The following is a 23,101-nucleotide window of genomic DNA, read 5'->3' on the forward strand; positions in this document are numbered from 1 at the left end:
GCGCTGATGTCCTTTTTGATTTAAGCAGATTCTCGCTTCATCAATCGTGTTGATAGCGATACTTTTTTAGCAATTTGGCGTTCTGACTGCATGCGGTCAACTAAGAGGTCGATCCCACTTGCACCAAGAATTTCCGTTTCAACTTTTACAGTTGTTAGAGCTGGATAAACATAGCGCGCAACATTACTGTCATTAAAGCCAATAATACTCACTCGGTCTGGAATGGAAATTTGAGCATCTTGCAATTCACGCATGGCTCCAATGGCGATTGAATCGTTGGCAGCAAAAAAAATTGTCGGTAGATTATTCCCATGCTCTTGAATAGCCGTCTGCATCATTTCCTGTCCGGATTGGGTAGAGAAATTCCCTGTGTAAAAGTATTCTTCTTGGTACAGCTTAAGAAGTTGGAGGTTGTATCGGAATAGATTTTCGCGTGGGTCTTCCAGTTTATGTGCGCGGTCTTGAGTATATTCCTGGCCGCCTAAAAAGCCGATTTTTTGATGGCCTTTCGCCACAATTAAATCGATAACCGATTGAACGGCATAAGCAAAGTCAACGACCACACTATCTTCGCCAAAACTCATTTGGTCTGAATCAACAAAACATAGCGGTTTATTGAAGCGTTGTAGTTTTTTTACTTGCTTGGAACTGAATTTACCAATCGCACAAATGCCATCGATTTCATCATCAATCGATTGGGGCACTTCGTGATGGATGGATACAATATCCAAGTCATTTTCGCTTGCACGTTTTTCTGCAGCTAGTCGAATCGATTGATAATATAAGTCATCCAACTCTTCTTCTGGGCTATACCACTGAATTAATAAAATCCGGCGTTTAATGGCAGTTTTTTTGATTTTTTTATAATTGAGCTGTTCAGCGATATCAATAATCCGCTGACGGGTATCCTCACCAACTGATAAGGTCGCATCATCATTTAAGACGCGCGATACCGTTGCTGTAGAGACTTTTGCACGCTCGGCGATGTCTTTTAAAGTTGCCATAAGCTCCTCCATTTCGATAAGTAAACTTTTTACTAATTATTTATCAGTATACGGTTTATTAGGCCATTCGTCAATGGAAAGAAAGCCTTTGAATGAGTGCTGGAAAATGTCGAGTGAAGCTTATTTTTGGCGCTAGTCGACATAAAAAGCTGAAATGATGTCGAGTGAGACATTTTTTTAAGCTCAGTCGACATCATTAGCTGAAAAACTGTCGACTGGGCTCTTTTTCCGGCTCCACTCGACAGAACAGCTCATTTAAGCACAAGAAAAGCGGACAAGTCCGCCTTGGCCTATGAAAAAATAGGACATTTGACCCTGAATTGTCAGGAGACTTCACGCTTCAGCGGGTTAGTCGAATGATATGCGTTAGCGAGCAGCGAAGCGCGCAATGGAGCAAATTTATCTTTTTTTCACTAGGTCAGGACTTGGGAGCTAGACATTGATGGCTGAACGTATAATCCCCTAGTCTACAAAAAAACTAGGGAAATTCCCTAGCTCTTCTTGCGGGCACCCTTATTTTTTTGGCTGCGGGCGCGATTTTTCTTTTTATTCTTCTTAACGTCTTTTTTCAGATCGTTATTCGTTTCGAAGCGAGCTTCTCTCTCGATAACAAGCGGTTTTTCCTTGATTTTCTTAGGAGTATCTACTTTTTCCTCTACTTTCGGAAGTTCCGTCACCAGTTTACCTGCATGCAAGAATACTTCCTCGAATTCAGTTGGATTCGGCACGAACTTCTTCACATCTCGGCGGCTGCGTTCATTAACAAGAGACAAGACTGTTCCTTTTTTCCCCATACGGCCTGTTCGACCGGCACGGTGTAAATAAACGTCTTGCGACAGCGGTAAATCGTAGTTGATGACATAAGGTAGGTCCTCAATATCCATCCCACGCGCTGCAACATCGGTTGTTAATAGGAAGGTTACTTTACCGTTACGGAATTCTTCTAAGGCTTTTTTACGTTGAGTCGCTGAGAAATCACTGTGGAGCATGCGCACGCTAATGCGCTCGAAGTGCATTTTTTCAGCTAGATAGTCCAACTCCTGAACCGAATTCACGAAAACAAGAGCTTGCATGCCTTTGATGTTACCTAAACGGCGCAATTGATCCGCACGTCTACGGTTTTCCACAAATAGATAGTGATGAGCGGTTTGATTAAACTGGCTACCACCTTCACGGGCCGTATCCAAATAAATCGGATCGGTGTTGAACCAACGGCTAATATTATCTAGAGCATGGCTTGTCGTTGCCGAAAAGAAGGCCATTTGGCGCTGACCAGGCATTTTTTTGATAAGGTCTCTTAAATTGCTCATATGTTCATCTTGTAATAAATAATCTGCTTCATCCAAAACAACCGTTTTGACTTGGTGCAATTTCAATTTTCGTTGATTCGCTAATTCCATCAAACGACCTGGTGTGCCGACAACCACTTCTGGTTTCTCTTTTAGTTTCTCGATTTGACGCTTAGCGCTTGCCCCCCCAATAATGGTTTGCACCTTTAAGTCAAGCAGTGCCGCCCATTCGGTCAGCACACGCCCCACTTGTACGCCTAGTTCTTGAGACGGCGTTAAAATAACTAATTGCAAACCGTCTTGTTTTTTAACGCGTTCCAGTAATGGTAGTGCATAAGCGAGTGTTTTTCCTGTTCCTGTTGGAGATAATCCGACAACGTCTTGGCCTTCCTTTAGTGGTTCAAAGGCTGATTCTTGGATAGGTGTTGGCAGTTGGAACCGCAGCCCCTTCCAATAGCGTTGGAAATTAGTGTCCATCTTTTCGATCATCATAGTTAACGATCATCCCCTTTTTATTCATTGTCTGCGTCAAAATAAATGCCGGCTTCTTTACGAAGCGTTTCGATCCATCTTGATACATCGTAGCTGAGTTGTTTCCACTCTTGATACTTAGCTTGGTTTTCTGTTGAATCTGCTGACTCGATAACATCCGCAAATGCAATAGCTTCATCCACCATCAAATGGTCGCTCGTTGGTAAAATTAATTGTTGACGTTGATTCTTTTCTGTGTCGTCTAGTTCAACTGATGTAATCACACTCACGCCATCCATCACTAGCGTTTTCTTGCCGGAATGAACTTCAGATGGCGCTGACAAATTAGAAATTTTTGATACATGCATAACCACATCATAGTCCGCATAACGGAAAATAATGGTTCCTGTTCCGTCCACACCTGTTTTAATTTTACGTGCGATATACTGGCCACTTTCCGGTTCACCAAACCAAGAAAGAGCAGCATAAATCAAGTAAACACCTAAGTCCATTAAGGCACCGCCTGAGAATTTCAAAGAGAAAATATTGGCATCTTCGCCAGCCAACACTTGGTCGTAGCGCGACGAATATTTCCCAAAATGAAGAATAGCACCATCAATATGCGGTAACTTAGCAATTTCATTTTTGATTAACTGGAAGTTCTTATCGTGAATATGGCGTGCCGCTTCAAATAAAAACACACCTTTTTCTGCCGCCAAATCAAAGGCTGCCGTCCACTCTTTCATATTAGAAAATGCCGGTTTTTCGACAATAACATGTTTGTGGTGATTTAAAGCAGCTACTGCTTGGTCATAGTGCAGGCTATTTGGTGATGCAATATAAACGACATCAATTTCTTCACTAGATAATAAGTCATTTAAATCGTCAAAAAATAATGTTGCGCCATAAGGCTGACCAAATTCTTCTGCCTTTTCCAGACTACGGCTATATATGGCTTTTACCTCATAACGTTTGGATAAAGTGAGTGCTTTCGCAAACTCGTGTGCAATACTACTTGTCCCAATTATTCCTATTCTTAACATCAGAACTCCCCCTTTTTTTCAAAGTGATGTTGAAAGCTGTAATATCTTCTCTATTCTACTACATTTTAAGAGTGGTTTGAAATATTCTTTCATAATAGTAATTACATTTGGGTGCAACTGTAAGATACAGCTGTTTTTTTAGGTCTGTATCTCACATGAGCATAAAAAAAATAGGCTAGGATAAACTCCTAGCCTATTAACTCAACTATCTCCGTGACCCATGGCGTTTATTTTGATTATTGCCTTCTTTATGGGTAACGGTTTTTTTCTCATCAATATTATTTAAGGTATTAATATCGTCATCGGTTAGCTCGAAATCAAAGATATCGAGGTTTTCTTTCATGCGCTCGTCATGACTGGTTTTAGGAATCGGCACCACATCGCGGTCCACACACCACTTCAAGGCAATTTGCGCAGGTGATTTATCATATTTATTTCCAATGGCAGCCAGCTGTTTATTTTTATTCACCTTGCCGGCACCAAGTGGGCTGTAGCCCATAGTCACAATATTATTGCGGTAGCAGAAATCATCGAGATCTGCATTCATTTGGCTTGGATTAACCGGAATTTGGTTAACGGCTGGGCGAATGCGACCTTCTTTAATGAGTTCATTGAGTTCACCGCGGTTAAAGTTAGACACACCGATACTACGAACCCGACCTGATTCTGTTAAATCTTCCAAGGCGCGCCAAGTGTCTAAATTTTTCCCGTCTTCTGGACTTGGCCAATGAATTAAATACAAATCAATGTAATCCAAACCAAGTCGGTCGAATGAACGGTTAAAAGCATCTGTTGCTTCTTCATAACCCATTTCGTCTTTCCAAGCTTTAGAAACAACGAAAATCTCGTCTCTGGAAATACCAGCATTCACCGCTTTGTGAATCCCTTTTCCTACAGCTTCTTCATTTTTATACCAGCTTGCAGTGTCAATCAGGCGGTAACCCCGCATGATTGCTTTAAAAACAAGTTCTTCAGCGTCACGTTCTGATATTCCCGACGTTCCAAAACCAATTCCGGGAATTGTGTATCCATCATTAAGCGGCAATCGATCCATTACGTTTTTTACCATTGATTTCACACCCCTTTTTTCTTTGCATAGCTTACTCTAATTCTACCCTTTTAGAGATCTGAATACAAAGGAAATAAATGCGCTTTCACGCTTCTGTCAGGCTAACAAAAATCAACTCGGGACGATTGTTAACCCGAAATGGAAACTGAGACGGCCCTAAGCCACGACTGATGACTAGTCGTTTACTTGGATCAGCTGCTAGCGCATGAACACCGCTAGTGTGTTTAGGCAACCGCCCTTGACCAGGTGCAAATAGACCGCCAACTTTTGGAATCCGCACTTGTCCGCCATGAGCATGGCCTGAAAAGGTGATATCGGGTGCCTTCGTTTTATCTTGATGGTAACGTTCAAACAATTCCGGACGGTGAGCCAACAACAAGCGCGTTTGCCCTTGCCAGTCAGGACGAACCATTACTTTACTAAGAAGATTTCTTTTTTGCTTTTTCAAAAGTGACGCAGGTTCTGCCGCCCCCATGATCACAATCGGCCGACGATTTTCAGCCATCACTGAATAGGCATTGTCTTCAAGCAAGGTAATGCCTGCTTCCTGATAAAGGTCGGGGATTTCTTCTGCCCGAGGTGATTGTTGGTCGTGATTGCCGTGAATGGCATAAACAGCTGCAATTTTTCGTAGCGAACAGAAAAAATTAAGCGCCTGTTTACGGTTAAATGATTGGCCGGCATCAAACTGATCGCCAGTTAGAAAGATAAAATCAACTGCTTCATCTGCAATTTTTTCAAGAACTTTCTCTAAGTTCACTTGTGTTCTAGGCAGGTGAAGGTCCGATAAATGAGCTATTTTAAGGCCTTCGTTCTCCTTTTCTAAATTAGTTACAGCTAATGTGTAATGGCTTGTTTGTAAGCTAGTGTTTTGTTGGTGCAAATAAAGAGCTGCCCCACCAGCAAGCACTGTCGTTGTTAGTAGTTTATTTTTAATTGACATTTGTCACACTCCAAACTTCATTAGAATCATTCTGACTCTCTCATCTTACTGTTTATTTTACGGTTTGACCTTATTTTCGTCAAAATTTAGGTAAATCTTTTGAAACACCTATGTCTAGACCCAAAACAGTTTAAACAAACTGTTTCACAACTCCTCAGTTTCTCATTGCAATTAAACATATTTAATGCTATTGTTAAACAGTAAAAAGGTATTGAAGGGATGATGTCAAAATGATTCAACGAAATAAAAAAGCTTTACTAAGCGGTTTCGCAGCACTTTCAGCATTATTTTTAGCCGCTTGTGGAAATACAGATACAGGAAACAGCTCTAATGAAACAGCTAACCCCGATAACACTAGTACAGAAAAGACGGCTTGGGACCGAATTGAAGAATCTGGTGTCTTAAAAGTTGCTACATCTGGTACGCTATTTCCAAGTTCATACCACGGTGATGACAATGAACTAACTGGTTATGAAGTTGAAGTGGTTAAGGAAGTCGCTGATCGTCTTGGTTTGGAAGTTGACTTTATGGAAATGGGTGTTGACGGTATGTTAACAGCTGTTCAAAGTGGTCAAGTAGACGCTGTTGCTAATGGCTTTGATATTACTGAAGCCCGTTTAGAAGACTACCATTTCTCTGATCCTTATAAATACTCTTTCGGTGGACTTGTAGTTCGTGCTTCAGATAACTCTGGTATCGAAACAATGGAAGACTGGGACGGCAAAAAAGCTGCAGGTGGTGCAACAACCGTTTATATGGCACTTGCAAAACAATTAGGCGCTGAGCCAGTTACTTATGATAACGCAACAAATGATGTCTTTTTCCGTGATGTCGCAAGTGGTCGTACTGACTTTATTCCAAACGACTATTATGTTTCAAACACTGCTGTTCAATTTTATGCTGAATTAGGTGTAAAAATGTCAGACTTATATTATAATCCAAGTCAACAAGCGATTGTGTTGAGTAAAGATGACACATCTGTTAAAGAAAAAATTGACCCTATTTTAGCTGAATTAGCTGAAGAAGGCGTTCTAACTGAACTTTCAAAAGAATTCTTCGGTGGTGAAGACGTTTCGAAAGAATTAGACAACGTTGATGAATTGCCAGTTATTGAAATCGAACAAAATTAATAATTTGATGTAGAGGAGGCTTAGGCGTGGATATCACAACAATTAAGTGGGAGTACATCTTCAACTTGCAGACCGCCATTGAAAACTTTGGTTATGTCTTTTCGGGAATTGGTTATACCTTATTGATTTCTGGAATGGGTTTCCTATTTGGTTTAGTATGGGGATTTATGCTTGCATTGATGCGGACTTCCCGCTTCTTCCTCTTCAATAAATTTGCAACACTTTATATTTCATTTATGCGGGGCACACCAACCTTAGTTTTACTGTTTATTTTGTATTTTGGTTTCCCCTTTATCGGTGTTTATTTCGATGCAGTTCCGGCTGCCATTATTGGCTTCAGCTTGAGTTCATCAGCTTATATTGCCGAAATTATCCGTTCTGCCCTTGAAGCTATTGATTATGGCCAATGGGAAGCTGGTATGTCATTAGGACTACCAAGAAAGAAAGTCTTGTTTAAAGTGATCGTGCCACAAGCTTTACGAATCGCTGTTCCGCCTTTATCTAATGTTATTTTAGATTTAGTAAAGAGTTCAGCGCTGGCTGCTATGATTACGGTACCCGATATTTTTCAAAATGCTAAAATTGTCGGTGGCCGCGAAAATGATTATATGACAATGTATATTCTCGTTGCACTCATTTATTGGGCAATTTGTTCCCTTTACGAAGTGCTTCAACGAAAATTAGAAAAACAATTTGGCTCATACTAGCATTTTTATGCTATGATGAAAAACGGAACAATGGGAATTGTATTATTCCTTTTGTTACCCTCACACGAAACGGGCTCAAACAAATGTCTGAGCCCTTTCTCTGGTATTCACTTGTGATTGTATTCACTATTTTCTAGTTCGAGTAGCGACTGTTTGACATCTACCCCGCCACCATAACCGACTAGAGAGCCATTTTTCCCAATCACTCTATGACAAGGTGTGACAATCGAAATTGGATTGCGGTTATTGGCGCCACCTACCGCCCGAACCGCCTTTGGATTACCGATAGCAATCGCAATGTCTTGATAGGATCGGACCTGTCCATAAGGAATATCACGAAGAGCTTGCCAAACCTGTTCTTGGAAAACCGTCCCGTTTGTATCTAGAGGTAAATTAAATTGCGTAAGTTTCCCTTTAAAATAGTCCGTGATTTGACGCTCTGTTTCCATTAATAATGGGGTTGCTTTTTCTTCCATTCTTGCTATTATAGAAGAAATATTATCGAAATCTTTCACATGCTCTAAGCATGAAAGTCCTTTCCCACTATCTACTGCCAAGTACGGACCAATCGGGCTTTTGATGATCTGATAAAACATAGATAACCACCTCTCTTTTCAGTCATTGTATCACGATTTGTCTAGCTAAGCTTTTAATATATAGGAGTCTGTTATATGAAAAAAATACTATTTGTTATTGCTGGATCACTTTCTTTGGGCGTTGGCTCAATCGGTGTCCTCCTGCCCGTTTTACCAACCACACCCTTTTTATTATTGAGTGCCTTTTGCTTTGCTAGAGGGTCTCAAAAATTTGAAGTTTGGTTGAAAGGTACGCGTTTATATCAACATTATGTAGCCGATTATATGGAAACAAAAACCATCCCCAAAGATAGAAAATGGAAAATCCTCTTCAATATCTATCTACTTATGGTTTTTTCTATTTACATTGTGCCATTAACCATTATTAAAATTCTATTGAGTTTACTAACAGTCTTTATTAGCTGCTATTTATTTTTTGTTATTCCCAATACAGCTGAATAAACCAGTTGAGAGAGTCGCTTGACTTTCTTAACTGGTTTTTTTGTGAACTGAACGACTTTTCATCTTGAAATGTCCTATAAATCTTCACTTTTTATTCATATTTGTCTTTTATAATAGTTGTGAATCAAAGCTAATGTGCTAAAAGGAGTGAGACGATGACAAAAGAAATCATATTAGAAGAAATATGGCAGATGATGAAAACCATTCATGATGCCAAAAAATGGGTGGTATCTCCTTTTTCTAAGGAGCTAGGTATTACGCCTTTGCAACTACAGGCTATGATTGAAATTCAAGAGAATGGTGAGTTGTCGTTGAATCAACTGGCTGCTGCATTAGATGCCAACAGTGGCAACACATCCACCATGTGTAAAAAAATGGAAAAAAACGGTTTTCTTGTTCGCCAGCGCCGTGAAGATGATGAGCGCTTCATATCCCTTTTCTTAACAGAAAAAGGTGAAGCGGTCTTGACTGATCTGGATCGTCGAATGGAAGAAACCTACCAACCTATTTTCCATAATGTACCGGAAGATAGGTTGATGCAAATTTACAAAGGTACTAAAGCGTTAAAAGATGTGATGCTACAAATTAATAAACAGAAACGAGAGGATTAAATCTATGCCCCAAGATAACAATAAGCCTAATATGAACTTCCCTTTTCAAAACAACTCAAACAACCGTAAGCCACTCCTTTATTACTTTTTGATTATTTTTTCGGTCATTACGATTTGGAATGTTTTCTTATATCCGAGCATTGAAAACCGTCAAGTTCAGGAAATCCCTTACAGTGAATTTCTGGATAAAATTGATCGCGGTGATGTGAGTGAAGTAAAATTTGAAGCCAATAAAATTATTTTCGTAGCAGAGGATGAGAATAACGAACGCCAAGTATTCAATACCGGTGCTTTAAATGATCCTGATTTAATTAGTCGTTTGGAGAATAATAATGTAGTTTTTGCGACAGACATTCCAACTGAAGCCTCACCAATTCTATCCTTCCTTCTATCGTGGATTCTTCCATTCGCCTTTATTTGGGGGCTGGGAAGCTTACTTTCTCGCCAAATGATGAAGAAAATGGGTGGTGGCGGAGCTGGTGGTGCGCTAGCTTTTGGAAAATCAAATGCCAAAGTCTATGTTAAAGCAGGCGATTCGAAAACTTTCGACGATGTAGCCGGCCAAGATGAAGCCAAAGAAGCCCTCAGCGAAATTGTCGACTACTTGCATCAGCCTAAGAAATATCAAGCCATTGGTGCCAAAAATCCAAAGGGCGTGCTCTTAGTTGGGCCTCCGGGAACAGGGAAAACATTGCTGGCACAAGCTGTTGCCGGTGAAGCCGATGTTCCTTTCTTCAGTATTTCAGGCTCTGAATTCGTGGAGATGTTTGTGGGACGCGGTGCTGCTAAAGTCCGTGACCTCTTTAAGGAAGCCAACGAAAAGGCACCATGTATTGTCTTTATTGACGAGATTGATACGATTGGGAAAAAAAGAGATGGTGGTGGATTTAGCGGTAACGACGAGCGTGAGCAAACACTCAACCAGTTATTAGCTGAGATGGATGGCTTTGAAGAAAATAAGGGTGTTGTGATTTTAGCAGCAACTAACCGTCCTGAATCTTTAGACGCTGCTCTTCTACGTCCAGGTCGCTTTGACAGACGTGTGCCTGTTGAACTACCAGATTTAGCTGGTCGTGAAGCCATTTTGAACGTCCATGCTCAAAAATACCAATTAGATAGTGAGATCGACTTTAATACGATTGCTCGTGCAACAAGTGGTGCTTCTGGTGCAGAAATTGCGAATATTATCAATGAAGCCGCCTTGCGTGCTGTTCGAGAAGGACGCCGAAAAGTCAGCCAAATGGATTTAGAAGAATCTGTTGAAACAGTTATTGCTGGTTACCAACGAAAAAGTGCTGTTATTTCGTCTAAAGAAAAAGAAATTGTTTCTTACCATGAGATTGGTCACGCCCTCGTTGCTGCAAAACAGTTGCACTCGGCTCCGGTTCATAAAATCACCATTATTCCACGGACATCTGGCGCGTTAGGTTACACCATGCAAATTGAAGAAGGCGAAAAAACGCTGATGAGTAAGGAAGAACTCTACAATAAATTAGTTACGCTAGCTGGTGGACGTGTGGCGGAAGAAATTATCTTCGGCAGCAAGTCGACTGGTGCGTCCAATGACATTGAACAAATGACTAAGATTGCCCGTGCTATGATTAGTCGCTATGGAATGAGTGACACCTTTGGCATGATGCAAATCGAAACGCAAAGCAACCACTATTTAGGTGGCGATACTAGTCTGACTGTTTCAGCTGGAACGGCAGAGCGCGTCGATCAAGAAGTGATGGCTCTCATTAAATCCGCTCATCAACAAGCTGGAGAAATTCTAAGTGCTAACATTGATAAGCTTCATGAGCTTTCTCAACAACTTTTAGTTAAAGAAACCATGACAGGCCAAGAATTTATGGCTATCCTCAACGAAACAACCCTTTAGATGAAACTGAGCTTGGGACAAATTGTCCCAAGCTCTTTTCCATGTGAGATACAACTTTTAAAAATGACCTGTATCTTACATCTAGAGGGTAAAATGTAAGATACAGAGCTTTGATGACTAGCTGTATCTTACATTTGAAGGCAGTCATGTAAGATACAGCGGATTTTAACGGGCTGTATCTTACACGAGCCCAAACAAAACCCGTCAGTGCCATAAAGGCACTGACGGGTTTTTGCTTATTTAGGTGCTAATCGCCAATCAACAGATACATCTTCTTCAAATAATAGTGAAGCAAGGCCAGCTTTTTTGAACGGTATGGCTTGTCCAGTCAATTTTTTCACCCATGAGCTGAGTATCGGTTCATGGCCCACACAAATGACGGCAAAGTGCTCATCTAATTGATCTAAGTCTTGTTGGAGTGCATCCAAATCACCGCTAGCAAGAAAATCTTTTTCAACAATTTCATCTAGCTGCAATGCTTGTTGAAAAATAACCGCTGTTTGCTTAGCCCTTAATAAGGGACTCGTCCAAATGAGGTAGGGTTTCTTTTCTAAAATAGGTAATAAGGTTAGCATGAATTCTTCCAACTCAGATTTTCCCTTGTCGGTGAGCATGCGGTCAACGTCCGCTTTGTTCACTTCTCTATTTTCTGCCTTGCCGTGTCTGACTAAAATCAATTCGCCCTTCACAGCTATCACTCCTCCTATAAGTTCAGATCGTCGATTGCAGAAAGTGTCTCATCAATAGCTCGAACCACATCGGTCAACGAACCTTCTTCAAATGGAGATTTAAGGTTAGCGCGTTTGACTATTTCCAAGAAACTTTCTGTTCCACCGATGTCACAAATCGCTAAGTAGTCTGACCAAGCTTCTGGATCCTTATCCACGATAGCACGTTTCCAAAATTGGAAAGCTAAGACTTGCGCCAAAGTATAGTCAATGTAATAGAATGGTGTATCAAAAATATGCCCTTGTCTATACCACAACGTTCCTTGGTCCAGGAATGAATTTTCATCATAATTTTTGTGAGGGTTGTACATTTTTTCGAGTTTGCGCCAAGTTGCTTTTCGTTCAGCAGGCGTCATCTCTGGTTTTTCATAAACCTCATGCTGGAAGTGGTCGACTAAAACACCGTATGGCAAGAATTGCAAAGCTCCTGATAAATGAGAAAACTTGTATTTTTCAGTCTCTTCTTTAAAGAACAATTCCATCCATGGATAAGTAAAGAATTCCATGCTCATCGAATGAATTTCAGCACTTTCACTCGTTGGAAAAACGAGTTCATGTTGTTTAATCCAACGTGATTGGAATACTTGGAACGCATGCCCTGCTTCATGGGTGAGGACGTCAATATCTGCGCTCGTTCCGTTAAAGTTAGCAAAAATAAATGGTGAGTCATAACCCGGTATAAAGGTACAATAACCGCCACTCGACTTGCCTTCTTTGGTTTCTAAATCAAGCAAATCATGGTCATACATGTAATCGATAAAGTGGCCCGTTTCTGCAGACAATTCCTGATACATTTGACGACCCATTTCCATAATATAAGCTGGGTCTCCTTTTGGTGTCGCATTGCCGTTAACAAATTCTAAACTCAAGTCATAGTATTTCAAGTCGTCAACACCAATTCGCTTAGCTTGTCGTTGGTACAGTTTATTGGTTACCGGCACAACTTCATTTAAGATTTGCTGGCGGTAAACTTGAACCATTTCACGGTCATAATCGTAGCGTTCCATACGGATATAGCCTAGTTCTACAAAGTCTTTAAAGCCTAATTTTTTCGCAATTTGATCGCGGACTTTTACTAATTGATCATAACTATCATCAATAGTCGCTTCGTTTGCTTCAAAGAAACCAAAGGCTGCTTCAGCAGCTGCTTTACGAACTGAACGATCAGTCGATTGCTGATAAGGTCCTAGTTGCGATAAATTTAACGTTTTGCCATCGAACTCAATTTTTGCGCTAGCAATTAATTTATTATATTGGCTACTTAATTCATTTTCTTTTTGTAATAATTGAATCACTTGTGGGCTGAATATTTTTAATTTGTATTCTGCCATTTTAAAATATTGCTCTGGCAATACAGCTGTCAATTCATCGCGGTAAGGAGACTCTAAAACAGCGCGGTAATAATCGTTATTGACTTCTTCGTAAAGGGGTGAGTATTCATCCCAATAGTTGATTTCTTCTTCGTAAAAGCTATCCCGTGTGTCAATACTGTGTCTAATGTAAGCAATCTCGCCTTGTTGACTGAGTTCAGACATAAAGCGTGTCATTTCAATGACTCCGCTCACCGCTTCATCAGCTTCTTTAGCATGCTTGATATGGTTAATTGCCTTTTGGGCATTGCTTTTATAACTTTCAAATTCAGGTCTGACATAAGCATATTCGGAAAATATCATGGAAAAATCTCCTCTTTATTTTATAGTGCCTTTATTATAGCACTAGTCTCTATATTACTCATTACTATCGATAAATAAAATACATTTCTACGACCTCTAAACAGTCATAATCGTGATATAATCTATTCAAATAAACTACATAAGGATGGGTATGATTATGATTTGGCAACTTGTCTCTCCAAAGGACCAACGGATTTATAAAATCATTGAGCTTTTATTTGATTCTGACCAAACTGTAACCATTAACAAAATTGCTAAAGAAACTAATTCGTCAATTCGAACCATTAAGTATGATTTGACAGACTTAAAAAAATTCTATCCGCAAATGATGGCTGCCTGACATCTTCTCCGAGTGGAATCAGGATGGAACTGCCTGCCCATATTGGTATCGATGTATTCCAACGTTCGATTTTTAAAACATCGCCAGCTGCTTTTCAACTTTTAGAACTTATTTTTTAAATGACAACTATACATCCAGTGAACTTGAGCAATTATTGTTTATTAGTTGCTCTTCTTTAAAACGACTTGTTGCACAATTGAATGAGGTACTCACTCAATATAAATTATCATTAGATACAAACCCTTTTAAAATAACGGGCGATGAAGCCCTAATCAGGCGATTTTATAGCATGTTTTTTATGGAACGTTGCTCCATTACAGAATGGCCCTTCCATGATGTCAACCGTCAACTCATTTATAATTCACTCCATATTGGCATCCACTACTATGGCCAAAAACCTGATGCCGTCAATATGTTTAGACTAGCTATCTCCTTTGCGGTAGGTATATCCCGTTCACTGCACGGCCACACATCACCCTCTGTTAAGGTTAGTCGGCATTTTGACACTGAAAGACGGCAGTTTGACAGCTTTCATAAAGCAATTGCACCCTTTTTAAAAAATGAAAGCTTGTCCAGAGAAGAACTTATGGTTTATTTCAGTGAGTTTTCTTATTGGAAATACTTACTAAAATTACAAAATCCGCTTGAACGAGAAAAAGAATCACTTCTTCGTCAAAGAGAGGTGACAGCGGTTGAAGAAATGATTAACGAGTTGACTTATTTATTTGACCTACCAACAAATAACTTTGTCTATCTACAAGTCGAATTAAACCAGGCACTTGACTTCTATAGTCAAAATCCCGTGGAAGTTATTCCACGCCCCTACTTGCTCTTTCAACCAAAGGATTATGGCTTAATGGAAGAATTTAAGCACCAGTATCCTATTTTTTATCAAAAACAATTTGGTGTATATTCTACTTTCTAAGTGGTATATGCTATCAAAACATATGCATGACAAATTTTCTCCATGTAAAATTTTACTTTATAGTCATTTTACTATGGAAAACACGCAAGGGTTGGCAGCAGAAATACAGTCGGAGATGGGACAGACTATCGCCATTAGTATTCATGATCCTCACTACATTGATTTAGATACGATTAAAGACTACGATTTCGACATTGTGGTTACTACCACTACCCTTGATTTCAATGCTCATCGTCCTATCTTTTATCTCTACCGAAAAGGAGCAACGTTAAACTTACATAAATTAAGAGAACTGGCAAATCAGGTTATTTCTGATAAAGAAATTGCCTATCGCGCTATGATTAAAGAACGGCAATCTCAATTAAAAAGCGGACAAGCTCACGAGCTTATCCGCTTTTTGTTATTACTGCCACTCACCTGTAATTAAATCAAGTTGGAAAAGTGCTTTTCCTGTTGCATCATATTGGAAAATATGGACTAAGTTAGCATGCTCACCATCCGGCGAATCCATATAAAAATCATATTGGTAGACAAAATTAGAAGGTGTACTATCAATAACAAAGCTATACTCTTCTAGCTCATAAGTTTCTAAAATCAGCTGCAAACCTTCTTCTGCCGTCTCAGCAATATACCATGTTTTTACGACTTCTTCAGGAACAACTTCCTCTTCTTCACCGACATCTTTTTGGTGAATTTGATCGTAAGTTAATTCTTCTTCCGTACTTTCAATAACAACTGGCTGTTCTTCTATGCTAGCGTCATTTACTTCGTTTTTTTCTGGAATAATGACTTCTTCCAGAGCAGGCTCTACTACATCTTCAATGACACTCTCTTCAACCGTTTCTTCAATACTCTCTTCCACAATTACGATTTCGTTAACGGTTTCTACTTGAGGACTCAATAAGGTCGAACCAGCTGTTACTCCGGTAAACGGTGTTCCAGACAACTGACTGCCAGTCATGAATGTTCCCAATAACGCAGCGATAAAGATCAACTTTTTCATAATGATTCCCCCTATCGGAATAATGAACTATCGTTTTTGTTATCATTCGTCCTTATAAGCCCCCTTTTTTTAGAAAACGCTTCCAAAATAAAGTTAATTGAGATTGCGTTTCTCTTTATACTCCTATTATAAGCTATTTTCTCCTTTATGTCATTCTGATTACAACTGTTACGAAAATATAACTGTCGAGTCGAGCTGACTTTTTTCTTCACTCGACAGATTTTATGAAAAAAGTGTCGAGTAGGCTTAATTTAATTAGCCAGTCGACAAAAAAACTCAAAATCATGTCGACTGAATGAAAAAAAACTCCCACTCGACACTTTCAACAAAAAAATTGCTAGAAAGTTTAAAAGCTTCCTAGCAACTTCTCCATTTTAAATCCACTCAACGAATAGATGGTCCATTCGTTATTTACGGTTGAAGCATCTTCGTGATAAGACAAGCTCTTATCCAATGCTAACGCGATATAACGTAAACTAAAACATTCCTGCCCTTGATTGACAAAGACTTCTAGAGAGCTTTCTTCCATAAATAGTCTGATTTCGGTTAAGGGTTCTCTCAACGTCGCCGGCATGCGCTTCATCATGAACTAAACTGTGGACCCCTTCCACCGCCTGTCCTAAGACAATAACTGGAATATTGACCTTTTTAATAGCTGCCATGTGGGCATCGGTGATGACTCCGCCAAATAAAATAATGGCGTCCGCCTTTTGCCGACCCAAAGTATAAATATTTTCAATTTCCCTTTCCACACTCTGACTACTATTCATAATCACCAGTTGCATCTGCCGCTTCAATAACTCCTGATCAATCCCTTCTAAAATCGCATTAGAAGAATAAGAATCGAGGCGGGGAATAATTGTGCCGACAATATTTGTGCGCTTTGCTTTGAGGCTTTGGGCAAAGGTGTTAGGCGTATAACCTGTTTCTGCTACAATCGCATCCAGTTTGGCCTTTGTTTTTTACTAATTGATCCGCCATTCAAATAGCGCGATACCGTACTTTTGGCTACTCCTCCCATTTTCGCAATATCATTAATGGTTACCATATAGTCACCTCTTCAAGCATCTTTCAGCCACTATAGTCATTTCAACTGAAAGCTGTTCGATTCATCTTTATAATAATAACATTCACTTAATTCTTCACTCTCAAAAACAGTAAGCATGTGCTCAAAGTCTTCTGCTAATGGGTAATTCAATAGCTCTCGGCGATTAATCCAATAGACTTCCCCTTCATCGGAAGCCGTTAAAGTACCACTATAATGATTTGTTTTATAAAACATCACCACATAACGGGCATCATCTCTATCTTGAAACTGCTTTACGCCACAAAGTTGGGGCTGTTGGATCGTCAAGCCCGTTTCTTCCTTGACTTCGCGAATAACGGAATCGACAAATGATTCTCCTTTTTCAACGTGTCCACCTGGAAATGTGATGCCAGGCCATTGCTTACTTTGGCGGTCTTGAATTAATATTCGCCCTTCTTTATCGTAAATCATGCACATATTAGTAAAAACCGCTGCTTCACTTCTCGCCATTTTTGCCTCCTGAATATTGATGGTACCAAACTGGTATCACCGTTTTAAAATCATCATAATCTATTAATATTTGCTCTGTCTTCTTCATCATTGTATCAATTTCTGCTTGAGAATACGAGAGTGCCCATGGCAAGGAAGCCAAAGAATTTACGGCTTGATATAAGGCCATTAATTGGAAAAATAAAAGTGGCGGATCATCATTAAAATAACCATCCACTTGGCCAGCAGCGAATGCCGGACTTTCCCCAGATGAAAAATCAATACGATTAAATTCTTCCCATGGGTCGCCAAAATCCCATCGGTTAAAGTCAATAATAGCGAGCTGGTTATCTTTATTAATAATCATATTCCCAGTGTGGTAGTCGCCATGTTGATAAGTTTGGGGACGATTTTCAATCAGATGGCGGTGATTCTCAATAAACTCTAAAATAAAATCATCCTGTGGATAAGACAGTGGGCAGTTTTGATAGTAGGTCCTATTGCGATCCATTTTCCTGTCGAATAAACTGCCCCACTTTTCTATTTCTACTGGTGCTTCAATCTGATGGAACTGATTCAAGCATTGACCAGCTTGATAACCGAGCTGATATTGTTGATTAATAGAGAGTGTTGGTAAAACAATCCCTGCTTCTTCACCTTCTATCCACTTATAAAGTGCATAGGATTGGTTCTCGTAAAGTCCAATTTCCAATGGTTCTGAAACAGGCAATCTCATATCAAATAATTGCTTAATTTTTTCAAATTCTGTTACTTTGTTGGCATGGTTTTTAGAATCAGATAATCTCAGCAATAAGGAATCACCGTTTGATTGTCTCACTCGATACTTCCTATCAGAAGACCAGCCCTTTTCGACGGCTTCAATTGACTCAACATTCCAGTTTTTTAGTAGGTTATTTAGCGTCATGACTTTCGCCTCATTTTTGTTTTAAGATTTTGGCTATTTGCATTACCCTCAACGATAAGTTTCCCATTTTGAATAAGTGTTTTTATTCGGCTCAAATAAAAGCTATCACTGAGTCCAATTTGATAACCCATCAGCCTGCCAATAATATTCCCTATTGGAAAGAACGTTAGTGGAATTTGAGATTCAATCCACGAATCATAAAAATCCATCGGAACGGATAGGATTTGACCATTAATGATGGTTCGCAAAGGTAAAGGGTCACATAAGAGTTCTTGCCATTGCTGAGAATAGTTGTTTTTTTCTACTACTGTTAAGACTGTTTCAATCCGAGCAAGCTCAAAAAGCCTCTCTTGATTTACTTCTGACCATGTTAGATAGTGAAAAATCAACTCATCTTGTATGTCAGTTTTGGGTAATGCTACTACTGTTAAGGAGTGGTTATACTCAAGTAGCTCATCACATAAAAATGCCAAATGACAAAGATCCACAATACGATTTGAGAGCCAAATACGTATAATATAGCCCTCTTTAGCATGTAATTTGATGTTAGCTAACTGTTTAGATTGATTGTCGAAATCTATCCACTTTGAATGAATACCACTATTGATTAATCGCTCTTCTTTAAATACACCGTCGCGCAAAATCCCCATATCCAACTGTAAATCGAATACGTAGCTATCTTCATCGTGGCACATCCCACTTTCTTTTAAGTGGATAAAATCTGAGTAACTAAATACTATATTGATCATAAGCGACCTCCTTCAATCTTATTTAGTTTACCATTATCTTGTTGATAAAGACTAGCTCACTATTATTTAGGTAACCTAACAAAATTGATATTAACATTTAATAAAATCACTATTTTTCACTGTAACATTCCCTTTTCAGTTAGTTGACTTAGCTTAATCATGTCAGAATAGATTTATAACATGTAAGGGTTATCCTACAGAAGGCGAGTGGTGGACAAGTGAATGCGGGCTTCTTTTTTTCCAACTTTTATAGGATTAGGTTTGAGTGAATAGAAACTCTTTTTCAGTATTTTATTCATTCGCTTCATTATTTTTTCCACAAGAAAAGCGGACAAGTCCGCCTTGGCCTATGAAAAAATAGGAAATTTGACCCTGAATGAGCAGCGAAGCGCGCAATGGGGCAAATTTATCTTTTTTTCACTAGGTCAGGACTTGGGAGCTAGACATTGATGGCTGAACTTATAATCCCCTAGTCCACAAAAAAAGAGATTGAGCGCACTCAATCTCCATTTGATTATGATGCCATAAATCGTTTGAACTTACTAGAGCGATCATTTCGTTTAACTAGCCAAAGTGCATAAACAAGGGCTACGGTTGAGCCAATCCAAGCCATTGGATGGCTGAAAATAATCGCTTGGAAACCAAGTAATCCTGTTAAACTTAATGGAATAACGATTCGCATAATCATTTCCATAAAGCCAGCGATTGTTGGGGCAATTGATTTCCCCATCCCCTGCAAGGTATAACGGAAAACAAATAAAATCGATAAGACTAAATAAAATAAAGCAGTCGCCTTAAAGTAGCGATCTACATAAGCTAGACTGTCACCGTTTTCGGCATTGAACAAGGCAACTGCCAGATGTTTACCGAAGAAGAAAAGTGAGCCTCCGACCAGCAAACTATAGGTTAAAGAAATAACGGTACTCGTTTTAACGCCTCGCCAGATTCGATCAATTTGACCTGCCCCATAATTTTGAGCCGCATAAGTTGCTGTTGCCACACCAAAGGAGACAAGTGGCATAGTCGTCATTGATTCAATTTTCGCACCAATCGCATGCCCTTCAACAGCCATCGTTCCTAGTCCATTCAACTTAAGTTGCAGAATAATCGACCCAATCGAAATAATAGATGACTGAATTCCGATTGGCAAGCTGATATTCAGATGAAGTTTAATTTCTCTTTTATCTAGTTTAAAATCATGGCGATTTAAGCGGAAAACCGCTACCTTTTTCATTAAGTAAAGTTGGCATAAAAGGCCGCTAATAAATTGCGATAAAATTGTCGCAATGGCTACACCCATTACTCCCATTGGAATGACTAGAATAAAGAGAAAATCAAAGGCAATATTTAATACTTGCGATAGTGTGATAAAAAATAACAGCTGTGTCGTGCTGCCCATCGAACGAAGAGCATTTACTAAAACACTGTAATACATCAAAACCGCTAAACCTAACATGACAGTGATGAAATAACGATGACCATCAGCATAAAAAGCATCAGGGATATTGATGGCTTTTAAAATAAAGTCGGCAACCCCCATGCTAGCTGCTGTTAACACTGAGACAAAAGCAAGCGAAATCCAAATACTTGCCACAAAGCTGCTATGAATCCGTTCATCGTTACGTGTTCCAAATCGCTGAGCCAATATTAACGATAACCCTGATGCCACCCCTAAAATAAAGCCTTGGACAAAGGCAACTAAACCAGTCACAGCACCGATAGCTCCTAAAGCACCTAGGCCAAGTGTCCTTCCCACAATAACGGTATCAATCAAACTATATAATTGCGAAATAATATTTCCTAATAATAAAGGAATGGTAAAGCGAATAATCAATTTCAAGGGATTCCCGGTTGTCATATCTGCCATTTATCAGTTGTCTCCATTTACTTATTATTTATGATTGCGAATTCATTTTACTACAACTTAGATAGAATGGAAGCATTATCACTTCTTTTATTTATTTTATATGGAATCTGTCGAGTGAAGCTAAAAAATCGGCTGACTCGACACGTTTTCCGCAATTTATGCTGAGTGGCGCCAAAAAAATCGGTCACTCGACAGTTTAGCACCAAAAAAAAATACTCCAAGACCATTTTAAAGGTCCTGAAGTATTTTTAATGATTAGCTTAATAGGCTTGCTGCAGCTTTGTCTACAATAACAACAACGTTATCGTGGTTTTGCAATGCGCTGGCAGGAACGTCTGTTGTGACTGGTCCTTCAACCATTGCTTTGATAATTTCTGCTTTGCTTTCACCAAAGGCAAGCAATAGAATTTGCTTAGCACTCATAATAGATTTAATTCCCATACTGTAGGCTTTCGTGGGAACATCTTCTACAGATTCAAAGAAGCGTTTGTTTGCTTCAATTGTAGAGGTTGTTAGATCAACCAGAGCTGTTTCCCCTTCGAAATCTGACCCTGGTTCATTAAATCCAATATGACCATTTACGCCGATTCCCAACAACTGTAAATCAATTGGGTTTTCCGCAATAATTTGGTCATAGCGTGCTGTTTCTTCGTCGACATTTTCATTTAGACCATTTGGTAAGTAATTGTGTTTGAATGGTTTCTCATTAAATAAATGTTGTTCCATGAAATAACGGTAACTTTGTGGGTGAGAGCCGCTTAGGCCGTAATACTCATCTAAGTTAATGGATGTTGCTTGAGTAAAGTCAATGTCAGATTGAGTCATCATCTCATATAGTTTTTCCGGTGTTGAACCTGTCGCCAATCCGAATACGCTAGCACCTTTCTCTAAAGCTTCTCCAAAATAATCAAAAGCTTTTGCTGATGCTTCTGCAGCTGTATCGAAAACTAAAACTTTCATTGTATAACCTCCACTAAGTGTAATGGCTTTATTTTAGCACAACTTATCTGCTGCTGACCACTTAAATATGAGTTTTTTCGATTGATTGGTCGAGCTTTAACAGCCAACCGCTAGGAATAAATAAGGCTGTAATCAATCCCCATGCAATAAAAGCGCCAATATTCGGCATTACCATATCACTCAAGCGATTGCCGAGTTGTTGTAACTGATAAACTAAGCCATGTTGTTTGGCTTTTGATGTCGTCATTCCTCATCCTCCATTATCATTTGCCTTTATCTTATCCGTTTATTCGTTATTAACAAGTCCCGCTTCTCGTTGTGGATGGCTTTTAAGTATTCTGCTTGCCTACTTGTTTGTTATCTGAGTGAAAAGAATTCAAATTCTAGCTCCCTACTCACTCCTCTATTCAAAAAAAGAGCGCCAGCTTCTGGGCGCTCTTTTTCATGATAGTGGCACTTGTTCCCTGTGACCTTGTCGGTAGACAACAACCTCTGTAACACCATGTTTTTTCAACAAGGCTTTGCTTTTATCAAAATCTAGTTCTAAGTCTGCTGCTTGATGAGCATCAGATCCGAGTGTAAACAAGTGCCCTCCCAATGATTGATAAAGGGGAATGGCATAGTCATATAAATCAAAGTTGCCATAGCGGTACATGCTCTTTGAATTGAGTTCAAAGGCTAAGTCTGCTTTGATTGCCGCCACAAATAACGTCTCGAGTCGATCTTGGTATTTTTTCAATCCTTCAACAGTGAGTTGGTGAATACGTGTACCGTAGTCGAAGTGGGCGAGAATATTGGCTTGCGGAATGGCCGCGATAGCTTCTATCATTTGGTCAAAATAAGCGGCTATCGGATCTGCAACTGCTGTTTTAATGCTGTCATCCATATAGTCGTCTTGGTTATTGTGATGACAGCTCAGTAAAATAACATCAAAGGGATAGGCGGCTAGTTTATCTTGAATTTTATCTGCTAATCCTGGTGCATAGCCGACTTCTACACCTAATCGTAAAGTCACATCATACTTTTCTTTTAAATGGGCTTTTATTTTTAAAAGCTGGTCAAAATCGGGCACATCATCTTGAAAGGCAGTGACGGGATTGTTTAAGTCAAAATGGTCGGTTAAAACGAGTTCTTTGGTCGCTTCAGTTAAATAATTTTCCGGATTTTCATCACAATCAAAGGATAAATAAGAGTGAACATGTTGGTCATAAATGGTCATAGTCATCCTCCTC

Annotated in this window: 26 protein-coding genes and 1 pseudogene; 9 read left to right on the top strand and 18 right to left on the bottom strand. The window is 39.4% G+C overall.

Annotated features, from left to right (window positions below; all coding sequences use genetic code 11):
* Positions 1 to 20: 20 nt before the first annotated feature.
* The 5 genes from BW721_RS06155 to BW721_RS06175 form a co-directional block, all read right to left on the bottom strand.
* Entirely contained in the window at positions 21 to 1,004 is a 984-nt protein-coding gene (locus BW721_RS06155) for a LacI family DNA-binding transcriptional regulator (RefSeq protein WP_076767116.1), read from the bottom strand.
* A gap of 491 nt (positions 1,005 to 1,495) precedes the next feature.
* Positions 1,496 to 2,785 carry a DEAD/DEAH box helicase gene (locus BW721_RS06160; protein WP_076767118.1) on the bottom strand — a complete coding sequence of 430 codons (1,290 nt, stop codon included), beginning with the start codon at positions 2,783 to 2,785 and terminating at the stop codon, positions 1,496 to 1,498.
* Between the two features lie 20 nt (positions 2,786 to 2,805).
* Positions 2,806 to 3,807 (bottom strand): Gfo/Idh/MocA family protein, encoded by a 1,002-nt coding sequence (locus tag BW721_RS06165; protein WP_076767120.1) that lies wholly within the window; start codon positions 3,805 to 3,807, stop codon positions 2,806 to 2,808.
* Between the two features lie 205 nt (positions 3,808 to 4,012).
* Positions 4,013 to 4,876 (bottom strand): aldo/keto reductase, encoded by an 864-nt coding sequence (locus tag BW721_RS06170; protein ID WP_076767123.1) that lies wholly within the window; start codon positions 4,874 to 4,876, stop codon positions 4,013 to 4,015.
* Positions 4,877 to 4,961: 85 nt separating this feature from the next.
* Positions 4,962 to 5,819: a metallophosphoesterase gene (locus tag BW721_RS06175; protein WP_076767125.1), complete on the bottom strand. Its 858-nt coding sequence runs from the start codon at positions 5,817 to 5,819 to the stop codon at positions 4,962 to 4,964.
* Positions 5,820 to 6,049: 230 nt separating this feature from the next.
* On the opposite strand from BW721_RS06175, the gene BW721_RS06180 reads away from it, so the two are divergent.
* Both BW721_RS06180 and BW721_RS06185 read left to right on the top strand, forming a co-directional pair.
* Positions 6,050 to 6,949 carry a transporter substrate-binding domain-containing protein gene (locus BW721_RS06180; protein ID WP_156892202.1) on the top strand — a complete coding sequence of 300 codons (900 nt, stop codon included), beginning with the start codon at positions 6,050 to 6,052 and terminating at the stop codon, positions 6,947 to 6,949.
* Between the two features lie 32 nt (positions 6,950 to 6,981).
* Positions 6,982 to 7,656, top strand: coding sequence for an amino acid ABC transporter permease (locus BW721_RS06185; RefSeq protein ID WP_076768664.1), 675 nt, complete (start codon positions 6,982 to 6,984; stop codon positions 7,654 to 7,656).
* Positions 7,657 to 7,763: 107 nt separating this feature from the next.
* On the opposite strand, the gene BW721_RS06190 is transcribed toward BW721_RS06185, so the two are convergent.
* Positions 7,764 to 8,252, bottom strand: coding sequence for a methylated-DNA--[protein]-cysteine S-methyltransferase (locus BW721_RS06190; RefSeq protein WP_076767127.1), 489 nt, complete (start codon positions 8,250 to 8,252; stop codon positions 7,764 to 7,766).
* Positions 8,253 to 8,327: 75 nt separating this feature from the next.
* Here BW721_RS06190 and BW721_RS06195 point away from each other — a divergent pair, with 75 nt between their 5' ends.
* The 3 genes from BW721_RS06195 (at position 8,328) to ftsH (ending at position 11,183) form a co-directional block, all read left to right on the top strand.
* On the top strand, positions 8,328 to 8,693 hold the full coding sequence (locus BW721_RS06195) for a YbaN family protein (protein WP_076767129.1): 366 nt from the start codon (positions 8,328 to 8,330) through the stop codon (positions 8,691 to 8,693).
* A 155-nt stretch (positions 8,694 to 8,848) separates the two neighbouring features.
* Positions 8,849 to 9,304, top strand: a complete 456-nt coding sequence (locus tag BW721_RS06200) for a MarR family winged helix-turn-helix transcriptional regulator (RefSeq protein WP_076767131.1) — start codon at positions 8,849 to 8,851, stop codon at positions 9,302 to 9,304.
* 4 nt (positions 9,305 to 9,308) lie between these two features.
* A complete protein-coding gene (gene ftsH / locus BW721_RS06205) occupies positions 9,309 to 11,183 on the top strand; it encodes an ATP-dependent zinc metalloprotease FtsH (RefSeq protein WP_083686803.1) in 1,875 nt (624 codons plus the stop codon).
* 236 nt (positions 11,184 to 11,419) lie between these two features.
* Here the strand turns inward: ftsH and BW721_RS06210 are convergent, their stop codons facing one another.
* Together BW721_RS06210 and BW721_RS06215 are read right to left on the bottom strand one after the other, a co-directional pair.
* A complete protein-coding gene (locus BW721_RS06210) occupies positions 11,420 to 11,881 on the bottom strand; it encodes a SixA phosphatase family protein (RefSeq protein WP_232222893.1) in 462 nt (153 codons plus the stop codon).
* A 5-nt stretch (positions 11,882 to 11,886) separates the two neighbouring features.
* Complete coding sequence (locus BW721_RS06215) at positions 11,887 to 13,584, bottom strand: M3 family oligoendopeptidase (protein ID WP_076767135.1); 1,698 nt, start codon at positions 13,582 to 13,584, stop codon at positions 11,887 to 11,889.
* Between the two features lie 157 nt (positions 13,585 to 13,741).
* Here BW721_RS06215 and BW721_RS06220 point away from each other — a divergent pair, with 157 nt between their 5' ends.
* The 4 genes and pseudogenes from BW721_RS06220 (at position 13,742) to BW721_RS06230 (ending at position 15,276) form a co-directional block, all read left to right on the top strand.
* Positions 13,742 to 13,924 carry a helix-turn-helix domain-containing protein gene (locus BW721_RS06220; RefSeq protein ID WP_076767137.1) on the top strand — a complete coding sequence of 61 codons (183 nt, stop codon included), beginning with the start codon at positions 13,742 to 13,744 and terminating at the stop codon, positions 13,922 to 13,924.
* A gap of 154 nt (positions 13,925 to 14,078) precedes the next feature.
* Positions 14,079 to 14,162: pseudogene (locus BW721_RS12330) on the top strand (helix-turn-helix domain-containing protein); the annotation flags it as partial.
* Positions 14,163 to 14,213: 51 nt separating this feature from the next.
* Positions 14,214 to 14,849 (top strand): hypothetical protein, encoded by a 636-nt coding sequence (locus tag BW721_RS06225; protein WP_232222894.1) that lies wholly within the window; start codon positions 14,214 to 14,216, stop codon positions 14,847 to 14,849.
* A 73-nt stretch (positions 14,850 to 14,922) separates the two neighbouring features.
* The gene (locus BW721_RS06230; RefSeq protein ID WP_156892203.1) at positions 14,923 to 15,276 is read left to right on the top strand and encodes a hypothetical protein; all 354 of its coding nucleotides are present in this window, start codon (positions 14,923 to 14,925) and stop codon (positions 15,274 to 15,276) included.
* On the opposite strand, the gene BW721_RS06235 is transcribed toward BW721_RS06230, so the two are convergent.
* The 10 genes from BW721_RS06235 to BW721_RS06280 all read right to left on the bottom strand — a co-directional run bounded on the left by BW721_RS06235 (position 15,253) and on the right by BW721_RS06280 (position 23,088).
* Positions 15,253 to 15,852, bottom strand: a complete 600-nt coding sequence (locus tag BW721_RS06235) for a hypothetical protein (RefSeq protein ID WP_076767143.1) — start codon at positions 15,850 to 15,852, stop codon at positions 15,253 to 15,255. The two genes, BW721_RS06230 and BW721_RS06235, sit on opposite strands and share 24 nt — an antisense overlap.
* Before the next feature lie 476 nt (positions 15,853 to 16,328).
* The gene (locus tag BW721_RS12040) at positions 16,329 to 16,799 is read right to left on the bottom strand and encodes a hypothetical protein (protein WP_335617482.1); all 471 of its coding nucleotides are present in this window, start codon (positions 16,797 to 16,799) and stop codon (positions 16,329 to 16,331) included.
* Positions 16,784 to 16,900 carry a LacI family DNA-binding transcriptional regulator gene (locus tag BW721_RS12045; protein ID WP_232222895.1) on the bottom strand — a complete coding sequence of 39 codons (117 nt, stop codon included), beginning with the start codon at positions 16,898 to 16,900 and terminating at the stop codon, positions 16,784 to 16,786. The genes BW721_RS12040 and BW721_RS12045 overlap by 16 nt, the downstream gene beginning before the upstream one ends.
* A gap of 36 nt (positions 16,901 to 16,936) precedes the next feature.
* Positions 16,937 to 17,389, bottom strand: coding sequence for an 8-oxo-dGTP diphosphatase (locus tag BW721_RS06250; RefSeq protein ID WP_076767147.1), 453 nt, complete (start codon positions 17,387 to 17,389; stop codon positions 16,937 to 16,939).
* Positions 17,376 to 18,293: an aminoglycoside phosphotransferase family protein gene (locus BW721_RS06255; RefSeq protein ID WP_076767148.1), complete on the bottom strand. Its 918-nt coding sequence runs from the start codon at positions 18,291 to 18,293 to the stop codon at positions 17,376 to 17,378. Before BW721_RS06255 ends, BW721_RS06250 begins: the two co-directional genes overlap by 14 nt.
* Positions 18,290 to 19,042 carry a DUF3658 domain-containing protein gene (locus BW721_RS06260; protein ID WP_076767150.1) on the bottom strand — a complete coding sequence of 251 codons (753 nt, stop codon included), beginning with the start codon at positions 19,040 to 19,042 and terminating at the stop codon, positions 18,290 to 18,292. Before BW721_RS06260 ends, BW721_RS06255 begins: the two co-directional genes overlap by 4 nt.
* Positions 19,043 to 19,556: 514 nt before the next feature.
* Positions 19,557 to 20,909, bottom strand: a complete 1,353-nt coding sequence (locus BW721_RS06265) for an MATE family efflux transporter (protein ID WP_076767151.1) — start codon at positions 20,907 to 20,909, stop codon at positions 19,557 to 19,559.
* A 255-nt stretch (positions 20,910 to 21,164) separates the two neighbouring features.
* The gene (locus BW721_RS06270; protein ID WP_076767153.1) at positions 21,165 to 21,869 is read right to left on the bottom strand and encodes a glucosamine-6-phosphate deaminase; all 705 of its coding nucleotides are present in this window, start codon (positions 21,867 to 21,869) and stop codon (positions 21,165 to 21,167) included.
* Positions 21,870 to 21,930: 61 nt separating this feature from the next.
* Positions 21,931 to 22,116 (bottom strand): hypothetical protein, encoded by a 186-nt coding sequence (locus BW721_RS06275; protein WP_076767155.1) that lies wholly within the window; start codon positions 22,114 to 22,116, stop codon positions 21,931 to 21,933.
* 195 nt (positions 22,117 to 22,311) lie between these two features.
* Positions 22,312 to 23,088 (bottom strand): PHP domain-containing protein, encoded by a 777-nt coding sequence (locus tag BW721_RS06280; protein WP_076767157.1) that lies wholly within the window; start codon positions 23,086 to 23,088, stop codon positions 22,312 to 22,314.
* Between the last annotated feature and the right edge of the window lie 13 nt (positions 23,089 to 23,101).

The organism is Jeotgalibaca sp. PTS2502, assembly GCF_001975685.1.
Classification (GTDB): domain Bacteria; phylum Bacillota; class Bacilli; order Lactobacillales; family Aerococcaceae; genus Jeotgalibaca; species Jeotgalibaca arthritidis.

Excerpts from the sequence above, each read along its gene's own strand:
- BW721_RS06155 (WP_076767116.1), bottom strand. The coding sequence starts at position 1,004 with ATGGCAACTTTAAAAGACATCGCCGAGCGTGCAAAAGTCTCTACAGCA.
- BW721_RS06160 (WP_076767118.1), bottom strand. The coding sequence starts at position 2,785 with ATGATGATCGAAAAGATGGACACTAATTTCCAACGCTATTGGAAGGGG.
- BW721_RS06165 (WP_076767120.1), bottom strand. The coding sequence starts at position 3,807 with ATGTTAAGAATAGGAATAATTGGGACAAGTAGTATTGCACACGAGTTT.
- BW721_RS06170 (WP_076767123.1), bottom strand. The coding sequence starts at position 4,876 with ATGGTAAAAAACGTAATGGATCGATTGCCGCTTAATGATGGATACACA.
- BW721_RS06175 (WP_076767125.1), bottom strand. The coding sequence starts at position 5,819 with ATGTCAATTAAAAATAAACTACTAACAACGACAGTGCTTGCTGGTGGG.
- BW721_RS06180 (WP_156892202.1), top strand. The coding sequence starts at position 6,050 with ATGATTCAACGAAATAAAAAAGCTTTACTAAGCGGTTTCGCAGCACTT.
- BW721_RS06190 (WP_076767127.1), bottom strand. The coding sequence starts at position 8,252 with ATGTTTTATCAGATCATCAAAAGCCCGATTGGTCCGTACTTGGCAGTA.
- BW721_RS06195 (WP_076767129.1), top strand. The coding sequence starts at position 8,328 with ATGAAAAAAATACTATTTGTTATTGCTGGATCACTTTCTTTGGGCGTT.
- BW721_RS06200 (WP_076767131.1), top strand. The coding sequence starts at position 8,849 with ATGACAAAAGAAATCATATTAGAAGAAATATGGCAGATGATGAAAACC.
- ftsH (WP_083686803.1), top strand. The coding sequence starts at position 9,309 with ATGCCCCAAGATAACAATAAGCCTAATATGAACTTCCCTTTTCAAAAC.
- BW721_RS06215 (WP_076767135.1), bottom strand. The coding sequence starts at position 13,584 with ATGATATTTTCCGAATATGCTTATGTCAGACCTGAATTTGAAAGTTAT.
- BW721_RS06220 (WP_076767137.1), top strand. The coding sequence starts at position 13,742 with ATGATTTGGCAACTTGTCTCTCCAAAGGACCAACGGATTTATAAAATC.
- BW721_RS06225 (WP_232222894.1), top strand. The coding sequence starts at position 14,214 with ATGTTTTTTATGGAACGTTGCTCCATTACAGAATGGCCCTTCCATGAT.
- BW721_RS06230 (WP_156892203.1), top strand. The coding sequence starts at position 14,923 with ATGGAAAACACGCAAGGGTTGGCAGCAGAAATACAGTCGGAGATGGGA.
- BW721_RS06235 (WP_076767143.1), bottom strand. The coding sequence starts at position 15,852 with ATGAAAAAGTTGATCTTTATCGCTGCGTTATTGGGAACATTCATGACT.
- BW721_RS12045 (WP_232222895.1), bottom strand. The coding sequence starts at position 16,900 with ATGGTAACCATTAATGATATTGCGAAAATGGGAGGAGTAGCCAAAAGT.
- BW721_RS06250 (WP_076767147.1), bottom strand. The coding sequence starts at position 17,389 with ATGGCGAGAAGTGAAGCAGCGGTTTTTACTAATATGTGCATGATTTAC.
- BW721_RS06255 (WP_076767148.1), bottom strand. The coding sequence starts at position 18,293 with ATGACGCTAAATAACCTACTAAAAAACTGGAATGTTGAGTCAATTGAA.
- BW721_RS06260 (WP_076767150.1), bottom strand. The coding sequence starts at position 19,042 with ATGATCAATATAGTATTTAGTTACTCAGATTTTATCCACTTAAAAGAA.
- BW721_RS06265 (WP_076767151.1), bottom strand. The coding sequence starts at position 20,909 with ATGGCAGATATGACAACCGGGAATCCCTTGAAATTGATTATTCGCTTT.
- BW721_RS06270 (WP_076767153.1), bottom strand. The coding sequence starts at position 21,869 with ATGAAAGTTTTAGTTTTCGATACAGCTGCAGAAGCATCAGCAAAAGCT.
- BW721_RS06275 (WP_076767155.1), bottom strand. The coding sequence starts at position 22,116 with ATGACGACATCAAAAGCCAAACAACATGGCTTAGTTTATCAGTTACAA.
- BW721_RS06280 (WP_076767157.1), bottom strand. The coding sequence starts at position 23,088 with ATGACCATTTATGACCAACATGTTCACTCTTATTTATCCTTTGATTGT.